A 15,007-nucleotide genomic window follows, 5' to 3' on the forward strand; every position below is an offset into this window, starting at 1 on the left:
ATACCTATGAAGTTTATCAAAGCCTTTTCAGCCATAGCCTTTACACTGATATTGATTTGGGCGTTGCAAAGAAAATTTGGCCCTGTACCACCGATTGGCAATTTTTTAAGTCCGGCGGATGGTTTTTGGCAAAATGCAGAAAGCAAGAACCTTTTACCAACAACGCATTTAATGCTCCCCGGTCTTACCGGCAAGGTCACGGTTAAATACGACGAAAATCGCATCCCCCATATTTTTGCCGAAAACGAGCACGACCTGTATTATGCACAGGGCTATATAACCGCTACAGACCGCCTCTGGCAAATGGATATTCAAACCCGGCAGGCAGCGGGCAGGCTGGCCGAAGTACTTGGCCCGCAACTGGTGGAGGTTGATCGCTACCACCGCCGTATGGGCATGGTTTTTGGCGCCGAAAAAACCTTAAAGGCCATGATGCAGGAACCTGCCGTACGCCAGATGATACTGGCCTATACCGATGGCATTAACGCGTATATTCATCGGTTGCACCCAAGGCAATACCCTATTGAGTTTAAAATGCTTGATTATGCTCCGGAAGACTGGCAGCCTATCAACTGCGCATTTTTGCTCAAGCTCATGAGCGAAACCCTGGCCGGCGGCTCCAACGAGTTTGCCATGAGTAATATTTTAAAACACTTTGGCCCTGCTACCACTAATGATCTGTTCCCGGATTACCCCATGCATGAAGACCCCATTATTCCTGTAGGTACCAAATGGGATTTTAAACCACTGGCTATTCCGCAACAATCAGCAAGCTTTTTGGCCCAGATGAATGACAGCGCTAAGCGTGTGGTAAAAGCCGAGGGTATTGGCAGCAATAACTGGGCGGTATCGGGCAGTAAAACAGCCAATGGTTATCCTATTTTAGCAAACGACCCGCATTTAAACCTCACCTTTCCATCTATATGGTACCAGGTGCAGCTTACTGCGCCATCGGTAAATGTTTATGGGGTATCGTTACCAGGTTCGCCCTGTGTAATATTGGGCTTCAATAACAACATTAGCTGGGGCATAACCAATGTTGATGCAGATGTACTTGACTGGTACCAGATAAAATTCAAAGACAGTAAAAAAGAAGAATACTGGTACAACAACCAGTGGAACAAAACCAACCGCAGGGTTGAGGTGATCAATATACGCGGGCAGGCACCTTTGTACGATACCGTCATTTATACCCACCATGGCCCGGTAGTTTATGAAAGCAAGGCAAAAAAAGGCGACGGGCCCGATTTTGTACCCGTAGGTGATGCCCTCAGATGGATAGCCCATGATGAGTCGGACGAGTTGATGACCATGTACATTTTAAACAAGGGCAAAAATTATGATGATTATCGTAAGGCGCTTACCTATTTTAATGCCCCGGCATCAAACTTTGTGTTTGCCAGCAAGAACAATGACATTGCCATCACCCCCAACGGAAAATATCCTTTAAAATATAAAGACCAGGGGAAATTTATACTGGATGGCACCGACCCTGCCGACGACTGGCATGGCTGGATCCCCTTTGATCAGAACCCTACGGTTAAAAATCCGCCCCGGGGCTTTGTAAGTTCGGCCAATCAATCATCAACTGATCCATCTTATCCGTATTACATCAACTGGTCATTTGCGCCTTATGAACGCGGCAAGCGCATTAACGACCGGCTTACAGTCATGCAACACGCCACTATAGATAGTATGCGTATTTTACAAACAGATACCTATAGCATCCGCGCGCAGGATATTTTACCAACCATGTTAAAATACGTTGATGTATCAAAGCTGGATAAAACACAGTTAACAGCTCTCAATATGTTAAAAACCTGGGACAAGGATTTTACCATACAATCAACCGGCTCAACCATATTAAATACCTGGTGGCAAAAAATGTACAGCATGATCTGGAGCGATGAATTCGCAGATAAAAGCCTGCAGGAAAACTACCCGTCTGTTGACCGTACCGAACAGCTATTGCTAAAAGAACCCGACTCCAAATGGTTTGACAATATAAAAACCCCTGCGAAGGAAACCTGCGCCGATATTATAAATCAATCATACAAAGCCGCCATTACCGAATTGGTTAAACAATTTGGCAAACCGGGCAAAAGCTGGGACTGGGGAAATGTTAAAAAAATGGAGATAATGCACCTTACCCGGCAGGAGGCATTCAGCTCGGGTAATTTCCCAACCGGTGGCACAGGCTCAACCGTTAATGCGCTGAATAACGGGCACGGTCCGTCATGGCGCATGGTGGTACAAATGGGCCCCAAAGTAAAAGGCTATGGCATTTTACCCGGTGGGGAGTCAGGTAACCCAGGCAGCTTTTTTTACAGCGATATGCTCAAAGCATGGCAAAAAGGCCAGCTGAAGGAACTGCTGTTCCTGCAATCGGACGATGAAATGTCCGACCGTATAAAAAGCACTTTAAACATAGGCAGTAAATAGCAGTATAAGTATAAAGTATCATGACTTTTAAAAAGTATCGAAAAACTACAGATATCTTGATATTTTATACTAACTACCTTATACTAAACTAACAAAAAATAAACATTATGTTATTCCTCATCATACTCATATTATCATTTGCAAGCGGTTTTTTCCTGCCCTGGTGGGTGGTGGCTATTGCCGCGTTTTCGGCGGCATTTTTTGCAGGTAAAACAGCTATGCAGGCATTTTGGTCGGGATTTTTGGCAGTATTTATTGTGTGGATAGTGCTGGCCCTGTTCAAAAGCATCCCCAATGACCATATTTTGGCAAAAAGGGTGGCAGCGTTATTTCATTTACCCGGCTGGGGCTACCTGTTGTTCATTACCGGGATAATAGGCGGCCTGGTGAGTGGCTTTGCCGCGCTTTCGGGTCTGTTATTAAAGCGGGCCTTCGAAAAATAAGTTAAAATAGAAAAGAAGCCGTCTCATAAGTCAAATATGGGGCGGTTTTTTGTGTATCTTAAAGACATGGGAGGCAAGGTAGTCTTTAAGGCATATGATCCGGACCAGTTAACGTTTTTACCGTATAAACTGGAAGAATTGGTACCGGCAGGTCATCCGGTACGGATAGTTAAACAGGTGGTTGACGCGGTCGATGTCAAGCCACTCAACCGGAAGTACCAAGGCGGCGGCGCGTCGAGTTTTCATCCCCGGCTGATGCTGAAACTGCTGGTTTATGGTTATCTGACCAATACGTATTCCTCACGTAAACTGGAAGACCAGGCGGCACAGAACGTTCACTTCATGTGGTTATTGGGCATGAAAAAGCCCGACCACAATACCATCAACCGTTTTCGCAGTGAAAAGCTATCAGGTGTACTAAAGCAGATATTCTCACAGATCGTTCTTTTATTACAACAGGAAGGAATTGTATCATTGAAAGAGGCCGTTTTCACTGATGGCACCAAGATCGAATCGGTGGCGAACAAGTACACTTTTGTATGGGGTAAAAGCATAAAGAACAGTAAAGAGAAGATGAAAGCCCAGCTTGATGAGTTATGGGGCTATGCGCAAAGTATTGCTGCTGAAGAACTCAAAGACACCGCACCGCTGGAATACAGCGAGATCAACCCTGAGAAAGTGAAAGAAACGATCTCAAAGATCAACGCGGCATTGGAGGATAAGGAAGACGTGGCGGGGAAAGTAAAACAAAAGCTGAACTATGCAAAAAAGCATTGGCGGGAGAACCTGGCCAAATATGATGAACAGGAAAAGTTATTGGCTGGGCGTAACAGTATGTCAAAGACCGACCCGGATGCTACATTCATGCGGATGAAAGAAGATCATATGCTGAACGGTCAACTTAAACCTGCTTATAACCTGCAGATCTCCACTCAAGAGCAGTTCATTCTCAATTACACGCTGCACCAGACCCCGACCGATTACCAAACGTTGCCATCACCTATCGAACAGTACGAATCCCTTTATAAAGAACTGCCCAAAGCGATAGTTGCCGATGCAGGTTACGGCTCGGACGAGAACTATGGTGTGCTGCAGCAAAAAGGTATTGAAGCTTATATCAAATACAATACGTTCGACAAGGAACAAAAAGAAGGTATCAAAGCATTCAGTAACGATAGTCTGCATTATAACGAAGCGGAGAATTATCTAACCTGCCCGATAGGCCAGCGTATGGCGTACATCGGAGACGGGCAGCGGATAACTTCATCAGGTTTTTTGCAGCTGATCAGCCGCTATCAGGCGCAGAACTGTGAAGGCTGTCCGATGCGGGGCGTATGCCACCAAAACCCCGGCAACCGGATCGTCGAGATCAACCACAGTCTGAGAAAACATAAACAGGCAGCGACGGAAAGATTGAATACAGAACAGGGCATCAAATACCGAAAACGAAGACCCGCTGATGTGGAACCGGTGTTTGCCCAACTGAAGCATAACCATGGCTTCAGGCGATTCCTGTTGAAAGGAATGTCCAAAACAGAGGTAGAAATAGGGTTATTATCCATCGCTCATAACCTCAGAAAATGGAAAGCCTGAGAAAAAGGCTTTTATCTCCCCAAAGACAGCTGAACCAATCCAAAAAACAGAACAAACCAACACAGTCCGCCTTCCCTAATAGCTTATCTAAATCGCTCTAAATAAAAAAACCGCCTCATAATTGACTTATGAGACGGCTTCTTTTCTATTTTTATTTTGTGGCTTTGTTAAAAAGCAGTCAAAGATTCTTTCAGCACCTTAACGCCGTCAGTATCATTTTTTGATGAGGCAAAAATATCCTGTGATGAGGACGAGTTACCGTAGAAATTCGCATTAGCTGTTTTGTCGATAGCTAAATTTGAACCATTAATGGTTATACCAGCAAACAAACCGCGGCTGCGTGAATAGGAATAAACCTCGGCCTGCAATTTATAGTCGGTGCTTGCCGTTGAGCTACGCCCAACCGGACCTGCCGCTGCTGATATATCGCCACCGATGGTAAAATCGCCGTTCTCCACCTTAGTTAACACACCTTTATGATGGAATACCAAAATCAGGTCGACTGATTGAACGCCTATCTGCAAACCAAAGCTACCGCCTGTTAAGGTTACAAAAACGGGGTCGCTCCATTTTCCGCCGGGCAGTTTAACCATGGCAACGCCTCTGCCGCGTTTGCCACCGATACCAAGACCAGCGTTGATCAGTTTTGGGATGATCACAATTCCTTCAGACTGCTCCATTAACTGATGCGGAATGGTCTCTTTCATTTTGGCGAACTCTTTTAATACGTTTGCGGCATTATGTACGCGCTCCGTTTCCTTATCACCTGCTTTGGCCGATATCAGCACAAAGAAAAGGCTTAAGATAAGCGGGAACTTCAAAAATTTTAATGTTTTCATGGGGATGATCGTTAAATTACAATTTGTTGTATCTCTTAATATATTCAACTCCAAAAATGTGCACTTGTTTTTATATATCATGTAATAAATACATCATATTATTTATTTGTGCAACTAAATGCGCAGGAACTGTGTCCCGGTTCCTCAAATTTGAAATCTGCACATCCTAATTCCTATCTTTGCACAACAATGAGCATACCGGGTAAACAACAGGTTTTTTCTATCAATAACACGAACGACTTTAACGCAACCGCCCTGCAAATATTCAGGCATCAGGCTCAAAACTGTGCTGTTTACAGGCAATTTATTTCGGGGTTAAAGGTTGATCCCGGTACGGTCAAAACCATCGAACAAATACCTTTTTTGCCCATTGAGTTTTTTAAAGCGCATAAGGTATTGAGCACCGCCGGGGCAGCAGTTGAGCTAACTTTTACCAGTTCGGGCACTACAGGTATAACAACCAGCAGCCATTATGTAACCGATAAAACCTGGTATGAAGATAGCTTTCGCCATGCTTTCAATTTATTTTACGGCGATATAAAGGATTATACCGTGCTGGCTCTCCTTCCCTCTTACCTGGAGCGTGAAGGCTCGTCATTGATATATATGGTTAATGACCTCATAAAACAATCAAAAAACCCAGATAGCGGTTTCTTTTTATATAATCATGATGACCTTTATCAACAGCTTAAAAAACAACAGCATGCCCAAAAACCTACGCTTTTAATTGGGGTTACCTTCGGCTTGCTCGATTTTATTGAAAACTACCGGATAAACTTCCCCGAACTGATTGTAATGGAAACCGGCGGTATGAAGGGCCGGCGTAAAGAAATGATCAGGGAGGAACTGCATCAAATTTTATGTGATGGCTTTGGTGTTAGCGCCATACACTCCGAGTATGGGATGACCGAACTGTTATCCCAGGCTTATTCATTGGGCGATGGTATTTTTGTTTGCCCTCCGTGGATGAAAATTATCATCCGCGATACTAACGACCCTATCAGTACGTTACCAAATGGCAAAACAGGCGGTATTAATGTGATCGATCTGGCCAACATTAACTCCTGCTCGTTTATTGCCACACAGGACATGGGGAAAACTTTTACTAATGGCTCCTTTGAGGTATTAGGCCGGTTTGACCAGTCGGACATCAGGGGGTGTAATTTGCTGATTGCTTAAAATTGCAGAGAACTAAGAATCAAGAGCCAAGAATTAAGAAAAAAACAAGACATATCTGTTTACTGTTAGGAATTTAATATTTTCTGATCTGTATTATCTAAACAATAATTAATTGTTTTCTTGATTCTTTGCTCTTCATTCTCGACTCTTTGACAGGTATTATTATTATTTTTGCACGCATCATAAATGCTGAAAACATGATTGAGAAATTTTTAAATGAGGATCAGGATCCTAAAGCAGTTGAAAAAGTTTATTCGCGTTTGGTAGACCTGCTTTCGTCTGGTGAAGAGATCATCTATATAGCAGTTCAGAAAAAGCCGTTGGTAAACTTATTTCCCGACTGTATAGCCATTACCAACAAACGTGTATTGTTTTTTACTCCTGCCAACCTGGGGCTGTCTATCAAGTTTGTTGACTTTGTTTGGAAAGATATTGTTGACGTACATACCAAAGAAGAAATTATTGGCGCCGTATTTAGCGTAAAAACTACCAACGGAGCCGAAATGGCGGTTGATTACCTGCCCAAAATCCAGGGCCGTAAACTATACCAATACGCCCAGGAACGTAAGGAAATTGAACGCGAAGCACGCCGCCAGCGCGAACTGGAACAAAAACGTGCTGAATCAGGCTCTATTCAGTTTGATAACCCGGGCGCAGCCCATGCCGCAACAGCGCAGCAAGCATTTGTGGCTCAAGCTCCGGTAGCTACACCACAACCTGCACCTGCACCCGTTGCTCCGCCAGCTCCGACCCCGGTAGTGCAGGAGGTACAAAAGCCCGATGAGCTTACCGAAAAATTAAAAAAATTGAAAACGCTGTTTGATAACGGTCTGATATCGCAGGAAGAATATAACCATAAAAAGCTCGACCTGCTGAGCGAGCTTTAAGCGGCTCATCAAGTCATTATAAAAAGGCGATGGATTTAAGATCCATCGCTTTTTTTCGTTATTGATTTATAGCAGCCTCTCATCAAAGCCAAAAGGTTCTTTGATAATAACACGTACATCTTTCGCATCAGGATGCAGGGGGTTAAGCAAATAATTGTACTCAGCCGGCACTACTGCCGAAGGTACTTTCATGAGCAAATACTTATTACTTTTTAAAACCTCATCGCCCATTTCTTTCAGAATAACAGGCGCGGATACATCCCGCCAATTACCGGGCAGCGAAGCTATATCTATCGGGATTATGCTATGATCGGGCGCCTCAATTTCAGCAACGCAAAAATTATCGGGAATAATTAAAGGACTCAAATGCACAAGAACCTCCAGTACAGCTAATGATCTGGATGATGCCAGGTAAAGCATTGATTTGCCTTCGCTGTTCCAGCGGCCACCATATAAGCGTGCACCTGTTCCGGTTAAGTCGTCGGCATAAGTGCATTTGGCAATACGATACAATACCATCAGGCAAAAATACCGTGTTCAATGCGGCCCAGTTCTTTAAATATCATATCGAAACCGGCAGAAGTATCAAGAATGGTTACCGGAGCCTCTCCTTTAAAAACATGACTGGGTGTTTTTATCCATATTTTAAACTTATCAACGGAGCCAAATACCTCCTGCCCACGAGTATAAAGCCGCGCAAGCTCAACAGCTTTTTCGGCGTATTCGGTTTTAATAATGGCATCATCATCGTAACGCTGCAGGGTACGCTCCGAAATATGCAATATATGGGCAAGCTCCTGAATGTTAAGTGATATTTTTTTGGCGAGAGAAAGCAAAACACTTTTAGGGAACCCCTTACGGGCCAGGTTGATAATGTCAAAATCGGTAGACAGCTTAGCCGATTTAGAACTGCCCAGCAAATTATAAAACGATGGCATAGAGCCTTGAACCACATAAGCCGCCATAGGCTCATTCAGTTCATTTTTAACATTTGACTTTGATTTATACGACATACATACAAATATAATTACCATTTGTCGTATTTAGAAATATATTTCAATAAAAAAGCGATAGTCTAAACCATCGCTTTTGCTAAAACTTAATATCTTGAGAGACTTACGAAGTTTTAAAAACTTCGTAAGTCTGATTAAATGTTATTCGGCAACGATCAAAAAATAATTCTTTTTCCCTTTTTGCACCACCAGGAATTTCCCGCCTATTAGCGAATCAGCGTTATATACGTCATCGGCAGTTGGTATTTTTACTTTATTGATAGCCGCGCCGCCGCCCTGTATCATTTTTTTGGCTTCGCCTTTTGAGGGGAATACCGCCGTTTTTGTCGCCAGCAGATCGGTAACATTAATACCCTCCTCCAGTTCGGTTAAGGATATGGTAAAATTAGGTACGCCATCAAATAGGCCCAGCACTTCGGCTTCGTTCAGTTCATTTAAAAACTCAATACCCACATTTCCGAATAAAAACTCTGATGATTTAATGGCTTTTTCATATTCGGCTTCGCCGTGTACGCGTATGGTAATATCTTTTGCCAATGCTTTTTGCAAAGCACGGGTATGCGGAGCCGCATCATGCTCGGCTTCAACAGCCTCAATAACCTCTCGGTCAAACAAAGTAAATATGCGGATGTATGAGCGTGCGTCAACATCGGTAGTATTTAGCCAAAACTGGTAGAATTGATATGGTGAGGTACGTTCAGCATCGAGCCAAACCGCACCGCTTTCGGTTTTACCAAATTTAGTACCGTCGGCCTTTTTAATAAGCTGGGTAGTAAGCGCGAAAGCTTCGCCTCCCTCTTTACGGCGGATAAGCTCAGACCCGGTAACTATGTTGCCCCACTGATCGCTGCCACCCATTTGCAGGGTGCAGTTATGATGTTTCCACAAATAATAGAAATCATAGCCCTGCACCAGTTGATAAGTAAACTCTGTGAATGACATACCGGTATCACCTTCGAGGCGTTTTTTCACCGAATCTTTAGCCATCATGTAGTTAACCGTAATATGCTTACCTACATCGCGGATAAAATCAAGAAAGGTAAAATTCTTAAACCAATCGTAATTATTCACCATTTCGGCGCTGTTGGTGCCGCTGTTAAAATCCAGGAATTTGGCCAGTTGTTTTTGAACCGCCTCCAGGTTATGCTGCAAAACATCCTCTGAAAGCAAATTACGTTCTTGCGATTTTCCGGAAGGGTCGCCTACCATACCGGTGGCCCCGCCAACTAAAGCATAAGGTTTATGACCGGCACGCTGAAAATGGATCAGCGTCATGATCTGGGTTAAGTGGCCTACGTGCAGTGAATCGGCAGTAGGATCAAAACCTATATATCCCGAAGCCATGCCCTTATTCAGCATTTCTTCAGTACCAGGCATTTCGGTATGCAGCATACCCCGCCAGCGTAATTCTTCAACAAAGTTCATATTATGTGCAATTTCAAAGGCTGCAAATATAAGAGAATAATTGGCTGAGATATTTTAAAATTGATTGATCCACTGTAAGGATTGAGAGTTATCTTTTCCCGACAAAAGTTTTATTGTAAGCGCTATCAGGAGGCACCTACGGAGCCCCAATTTTTATTTGACCCAATTGCTATAAACATGGTACCCCTACGGGGTTTAAAAATACAGACTCCGGAGGAGTAACATGTTTGTGGTCAAACGTAAATAAGCATATCGCTCAGTTAGGTGTCTCCTTTAATTATATGGTACTCCTAACAGTATTTTAAAATACAAGCTCCGGGGAAGTGGCATGTTTATAACCAAATGTAAATAAGCATGCCAGCTTCGCAGATGCCTCTTTTAACGATATGTGACCTCTATGGGGTTTAAAAATGTTAACTCCGGAGGAGTAACATTTTTATAGCCAAATGCAAATAAGCATACCGGCTCCGTAGGTGCCTCCTTTTAATCATTCTACACAGAATTTGCTGGGCGCATAAGCCCCCGTTCATCTGAAATGACAACCTATCCTTTGTTCGCAAATGACTGTCTGTTAAAGGTGATAACTGATTAACTAAAGGTAAAGTGAATTTCAAATAATTACTTATTTTTTGTACATTGATCAAAACAGGGTATTTTGCACAACAGCGCCTATGAATTTTTTATCGCATTATTATTTTGATCGACACAGCAACAACTGTTACCATATATTAGGTACAGTGTTGCCCGATCTTTTGAAAAATGCCGATAAGAACATCATCCTGCACCCCGAAAAACTGCAGCATAGCAATCAAAACATCAACTCTATTATTGCCGGCTGGAACAAACACCTCGCTGTCGACCGCTTTTTTCATTCGTCCGATTTTTTTGTGACCCATTCGCATGAGTTAAAAAAAAAGCTATTGCCCGCTATTGAAGGTTCGCCGGTAAAACCATTTTTCCTGGGCCATATTGCACTTGAACTTATTATTGATAACCTGCTGCTCACTACCGGCAAAATACAGGTTGATGATTTTTACGCACACCTTTCAGGTTGCGAATCAACAGTGATAGCAGAGTTTTTATCATTCTCGGGTTTGAAGGACAACACCCGCTTTTTTAAGTTTTACGAAGATTTTAAAAGCAGCAAATACCTGCACACCTATGCCGAAACCCACCAGATAGCCTATGCCCTGAAACGCATTTGCATGCGCATATGGCAAACCCCTTTCACTGCCCAGCATGAAGCGCAAATGAACGAGGTACTGGACAGTTTCCGCAACGACCTGTTTAATAATTTCATGTCGATTTTTAAGGAAATTGAATCCAAACTAATTGATATTTAGCACGATGCCGGGCCGCAACAGGCATTAAGAATGCATTCTGCAAGGTTAATTTTCCTTTAAGGAAATGTAAAAACGGGCAAATACTGGCCTATTTAACTCAAAAAGGCTTAAATATCAGCAATTAACATTAAATAATTCTTTTTTAAATAAAATTATGTCTGTACCTTTGCAGTCCCAATTAACAAATTGGGAAAAGGAGAAAAATTATTTAATGGCAAAAAAACAAGAAGCAGAAAAAGAATTAAAAGCGAAAGAAGCTGAACTGGGAACAGTTACCGCATCTGGCGAAAAAGAAACAATTGAATCAGAAGCTGATTCAATATCTATCGAAGAGATCAAATCAAAAATTGCATTAACACCAAGTACAGATTTTGACTGGGATGCTGATGACAAAAAATTTGGTAATTACAGCGATAGCGACCGTGAGAAATTCGAGAAAATGTATGATGGAACTTTCAGCTCTATCACCAAAGGCGAAATCATCACCGGTACAGTTGTTAATGTTAACAACAAAGATGTGGTACTGAACGTAGGATTTAAATCTGACGGTTTAGTTTCAGTATCAGAATTCCGTGATACACCTGATCTGAAGATCGGTGATAAAGTTGACGTATTTGTTGAATCGCAGGAAGATGCTAACGGTCAGTTAGTACTTTCACGTAAACGTGCAAAAACTCAAAAATCATGGGAGCGCATTAATTCAGCCTTGGATAACGATGAGATCATCACCGGTTTTGTGAAGAGCAGAACTAAAGGTGGTTTAATTGTTGATATAATGGGCGTTGAAGCCTTCTTACCTGGATCACAGATCGACATTAAACCTATCAGGGATTACGATGTGTATGTAGGTAAAACAATGGAATTCAAAGTTGTTAAAATCAACCACGAGTTTAAAAACGTAGTGGTATCGCACAAAGTGCTGATTGAAGACGATTTGGAAAACCAAAAAACTGAAATTGTTGCCCGCCTTGAAAAAGGACAAGTACTGGAAGGTACCGTTAAAAACATTACCGACTTCGGTGTATTTATTGACCTTGGTGGTGTTGACGGCTTACTGCACATTACAGATATATCTTGGGGCCGTATTGAGCACCCACGCGAAATTCTTTCATTGGATCAAAAAATCAACGTTGTTGTGCTTGACTTTGATGACGAGAAAAAACGTATTGCCCTGGGCTTAAAACAATTAACTCCACATCCTTGGCAATCACTTGACGAGAACATCGTTGTTGGTTCAAAAGTTAAAGGACGTATTGTTACTGTTGCTGATTACGGTGCATTCCTTGAAATCATCCCTGGTGTTGAAGGTTTGATCCACGTATCAGAGATGTCATGGTCACAAAACTTGCGCAACCCTCAGGAATTCCTGAAAGTTGGTGACGAGATCGAAGCACAAGTATTAACACTTGACCGCGAAGAGCGCAAAATGTCATTAGGTGTTAAACAATTAACTCCCGATCCATGGCAAAATGCTGCTGAGAAATATGCTATCGGCACTCAGCACGTAGCTACAGTTAAAAACATGACTAACTTTGGTGTGTTTGTTGAACTGGAAGACGGCATCGACGGCTTAATCCACATCTCTGATCTTTCATGGTCTAAAAAAGTAAATCACCCTAACGAATTCACTAAAGTTGGTGAAAAATTAGACGTGATTGTTTTAGAACTTGATGTTGAGAACCGCAAATTAAGCTTAGGTCACAAACAGCTTGAAGAAAACCCTTGGGATACTTTTGAAACCATCTTCACTATTGATTCAATACATGAAGGTACCGTTATCAAAGTAACAGACAAAGGTGCTATCGTAGCTTTACCTTACGGTGTTGAAGGCTTTGCGCCAACCAAACACCTGGTTAAAGAAGACGGTAAAAGCATTAAAGCTGAAGAAACCGCTGAATTCAAGATCATTGAATTTAACAAAGAGAACAAACGTATCGTTATTTCACACTCACGTATATGGGAAGAAGCCCGTGCTGACGCTCGTGTACAAGAGTTCGAAAACCGCAAAAAAGAAGCAAAATCTGCAAGCAACGCGGTGAAGAAAGTGAAAGAATCAGTTGAAAAATCAACTTTAGGTGATCTTAGCGTATTAGCTCAGTTAAAAGAGCAAATGGAAGGTGCTGAAAACAAAGCCCGCAAGGCTGCACCAGCTGCTAAAAAATCAGAATCTGAAGAAGAAGAAGCATAAGCTTTAAACTGAACACATATTCTCACAAAGCCCTTTCGTTAATTCGGAAGGGCTTTTTTTTTGCCTCACCCGGCCGTCTCCAAAGGAGAGGGTTCTCAAAAACATGATTCATGTTTTAAACAACAGTGATATGCGACATTAACAATAAAATAAAAATGCCATGGCAAAAAATTCAGAAAATCAATCGTTTAACAATAGCCTTTGACTCTTCTATAGGCTTTACTGACCTTTGCAGTGATGATTCAACGCCGCAGCCCTCAAACAGGGTATAAATTAGTTCTGTTAGCTCTTTTCGTGCAGTTACATAGGTTGCGGGCTCCAGTAATTGAACCTGGTTAAACATAAGTGTTTTAACCAATTGCTTGTGCCTGCGTATCACTGTATATGCTCTTTCATCAAGGGCAGGCAGTTCATAAACCAGCCGTAGAAATGCGCAACCCTTAAACTTATCCGTTTCGGCCAGTTGTTTGCGGTAATCAAAAAAAGTGAGCAGTATTTCTGCAGGCGACTGGCAGTCAACAAGCAGTTCGTTCAAACCATCAAACCATTTTTTTCCGGCATGGGTTAAATATTCTGATAACAGATCTTCCTTTGATTTAAAATGCTGATATAAGCCAGATTTGGATATGCCTGCTTCGGCAGTGATCTGATTAATGTGCGTAGCTAAGTACCCCTGGTCATAAAACAACCTGCTGCAAGTATCAATTACTCTTTCACGTATACCCGGCGCCCTTTCCATAAAACAAAACTAAAAAACAAAGGTCATTCAAGTCTGTTCCATTTTATAATTGTACGTCAACTTCACATATTGGTATACATAAACACTTTAAATCTCATCCCTTAAAACTCAAAACTATTTACTATTTTTGCCCAAATCCACCCATACGATGCAAAATCTTACACTGCTCGACGGACAGAAATTTCAGATCACCATACAACGTTTATGTCGCCAGTTGATTGAAAATCATAATGATTTTTCAGATTCGGTACTCATTGGCATTCAGCCCCGGGGCATTTACCTCGCCAAACGGGTAGCCGAAGAACTGCGTAAAATACTGCCCGGTAAAATCATTTTACAGGGCGACCTCGATATCACCTTTTATCGTGATGATTTTCGCAGGCGCGAATCGCAGCTGGTGCCCAATCAAACAAAAATTGATTTTATTATAGAAGGCAAAAAGGTAGTGATGATGGATGATGTGTTGTGGACCGGCCGTACCATTCGTGCAGCTATGGACGCCATGCAGGCTTTTGGTCGCCCGGAAAAGATAGAGTTGCTGGCACTGGTAGACCGCCGCTATTCGCGCCACATACCGGTATCGGCCGATTATGTAGGCATAGAGGTCGATTCCATAGCATCGCAAAAGGTAGTGGTAAGCTGGAAAGATACCGATGGAGAAGATAAAATTGTGTTGGTATCGGAAGCAGCTGAATAAATAATTAATATCAAACATCGAATTCTGAATATCGAATATCGAAGTTAAACAACATATAAATGAATAACATCAAATACGATTTAGAGGAAAGGCTAATTGATTTTGCTGTTATGATAGCTGACATTATTGAAGCCTTATCGAATACCCGGCTTGGTAATTATATTGCTGGCCACTTGTACGCTCAGGATGCTCACCGGCTTTAAATTATGGTGAAGCTCA

14 protein-coding genes are annotated in these 15,007 nt (G+C 42.3%); 9 read left to right on the forward strand and 5 right to left on the reverse strand.

Annotated features, from left to right (window positions below; all coding sequences use genetic code 11):
* Window positions 1–6 precede the first annotated feature (6 nt).
* From SNE25_RS27200 to SNE25_RS27210, 3 genes are all read left to right on the forward strand, one after another.
* Window positions 7–2,442 carry a penicillin acylase family protein gene (locus SNE25_RS27200; RefSeq protein ID WP_321562170.1) on the forward strand — a complete coding sequence of 812 codons (2,436 nt, stop codon included), beginning with the start codon at window positions 7–9 and terminating at the stop codon, window positions 2,440–2,442.
* A gap of 107 nt (window positions 2,443–2,549) precedes the next feature.
* Entirely contained in the window at window positions 2,550–2,885 is a 336-nt protein-coding gene (locus tag SNE25_RS27205; protein ID WP_321562171.1) for a hypothetical protein, read from the forward strand.
* 66 nt (window positions 2,886–2,951) lie between these two features.
* The gene (locus SNE25_RS27210; protein ID WP_321566255.1) at window positions 2,952–4,478 is read left to right on the forward strand and encodes an IS1182 family transposase; all 1,527 of its coding nucleotides are present in this window, start codon (window positions 2,952–2,954) and stop codon (window positions 4,476–4,478) included.
* Window positions 4,479–4,645: 167 nt separating this feature from the next.
* On the opposite strand, the gene SNE25_RS27215 is transcribed toward SNE25_RS27210, so the two are convergent.
* A complete protein-coding gene (locus tag SNE25_RS27215; RefSeq protein WP_321562172.1) occupies window positions 4,646–5,317 on the reverse strand; it encodes a lipid-binding SYLF domain-containing protein in 672 nt (223 codons plus the stop codon).
* Window positions 5,318–5,506: 189 nt separating this feature from the next.
* Between SNE25_RS27215 and SNE25_RS27220 the strand changes: the two genes are divergently transcribed.
* Window positions 5,507–6,496 carry a LuxE/PaaK family acyltransferase gene (locus SNE25_RS27220; protein WP_321562173.1) on the forward strand — a complete coding sequence of 330 codons (990 nt, stop codon included), beginning with the start codon at window positions 5,507–5,509 and terminating at the stop codon, window positions 6,494–6,496.
* A gap of 197 nt (window positions 6,497–6,693) precedes the next feature.
* Entirely contained in the window at window positions 6,694–7,383 is a 690-nt protein-coding gene (locus SNE25_RS27225) for a PH domain-containing protein (RefSeq protein WP_321562174.1), read from the forward strand.
* A gap of 66 nt (window positions 7,384–7,449) precedes the next feature.
* Here SNE25_RS27225 and SNE25_RS27230 read toward each other — a convergent pair whose 3' ends face one another.
* The 3 genes from SNE25_RS27230 to tyrS all read right to left on the reverse strand — a co-directional run bounded on the left by SNE25_RS27230 (window position 7,450) and on the right by tyrS (window position 9,821).
* Window positions 7,450–7,902, reverse strand: a complete 453-nt coding sequence (locus tag SNE25_RS27230; protein WP_321562175.1) for an RES family NAD+ phosphorylase — start codon at window positions 7,900–7,902, stop codon at window positions 7,450–7,452.
* On the reverse strand, window positions 7,902–8,396 hold the full coding sequence (gene parS / locus SNE25_RS27235) for a type II RES/Xre toxin-antitoxin system antitoxin (protein WP_321562176.1): 495 nt from the start codon (window positions 8,394–8,396) through the stop codon (window positions 7,902–7,904). Before parS ends, SNE25_RS27230 begins: the two co-directional genes overlap by 1 nt.
* Window positions 8,397–8,537: 141 nt before the next feature.
* Window positions 8,538–9,821, reverse strand: a complete 1,284-nt coding sequence (tyrS, locus tag SNE25_RS27240) for a tyrosine--tRNA ligase (RefSeq protein WP_321562177.1) — start codon at window positions 9,819–9,821, stop codon at window positions 8,538–8,540.
* 671 nt (window positions 9,822–10,492) lie between these two features.
* On the opposite strand from tyrS, the gene SNE25_RS27245 reads away from it, so the two are divergent.
* Entirely contained in the window at window positions 10,493–11,164 is a 672-nt protein-coding gene (locus tag SNE25_RS27245) for a hypothetical protein (RefSeq protein WP_321562178.1), read from the forward strand.
* 211 nt (window positions 11,165–11,375) lie between these two features.
* Window positions 11,376–13,352: a 30S ribosomal protein S1 gene (gene rpsA, locus SNE25_RS27250; protein ID WP_321566256.1), complete on the forward strand. Its 1,977-nt coding sequence runs from the start codon at window positions 11,376–11,378 to the stop codon at window positions 13,350–13,352.
* 172 nt (window positions 13,353–13,524) lie between these two features.
* On the opposite strand, the gene SNE25_RS27255 is transcribed toward rpsA, so the two are convergent.
* Window positions 13,525–14,091 (reverse strand): TetR/AcrR family transcriptional regulator, encoded by a 567-nt coding sequence (locus SNE25_RS27255; RefSeq protein ID WP_321562179.1) that lies wholly within the window; start codon window positions 14,089–14,091, stop codon window positions 13,525–13,527.
* A 148-nt stretch (window positions 14,092–14,239) separates the two neighbouring features.
* On the opposite strand from SNE25_RS27255, the gene pyrR reads away from it, so the two are divergent.
* Together pyrR and SNE25_RS27265 are read left to right on the forward strand one after the other, a co-directional pair.
* Entirely contained in the window at window positions 14,240–14,788 is a 549-nt protein-coding gene (pyrR, locus tag SNE25_RS27260; RefSeq protein WP_321562180.1) for a bifunctional pyr operon transcriptional regulator/uracil phosphoribosyltransferase PyrR, read from the forward strand.
* Window positions 14,789–14,847: 59 nt separating this feature from the next.
* Window positions 14,848–14,991, forward strand: a complete 144-nt coding sequence (locus SNE25_RS27265) for a hypothetical protein (protein WP_321562181.1) — start codon at window positions 14,848–14,850, stop codon at window positions 14,989–14,991.
* Window positions 14,992–15,007 lie beyond the last annotated feature (16 nt).

It is taken from the genome of Mucilaginibacter sabulilitoris, assembly GCF_034262375.1.
Taxonomy (GTDB): domain Bacteria; phylum Bacteroidota; class Bacteroidia; order Sphingobacteriales; family Sphingobacteriaceae; genus Mucilaginibacter; species Mucilaginibacter sabulilitoris.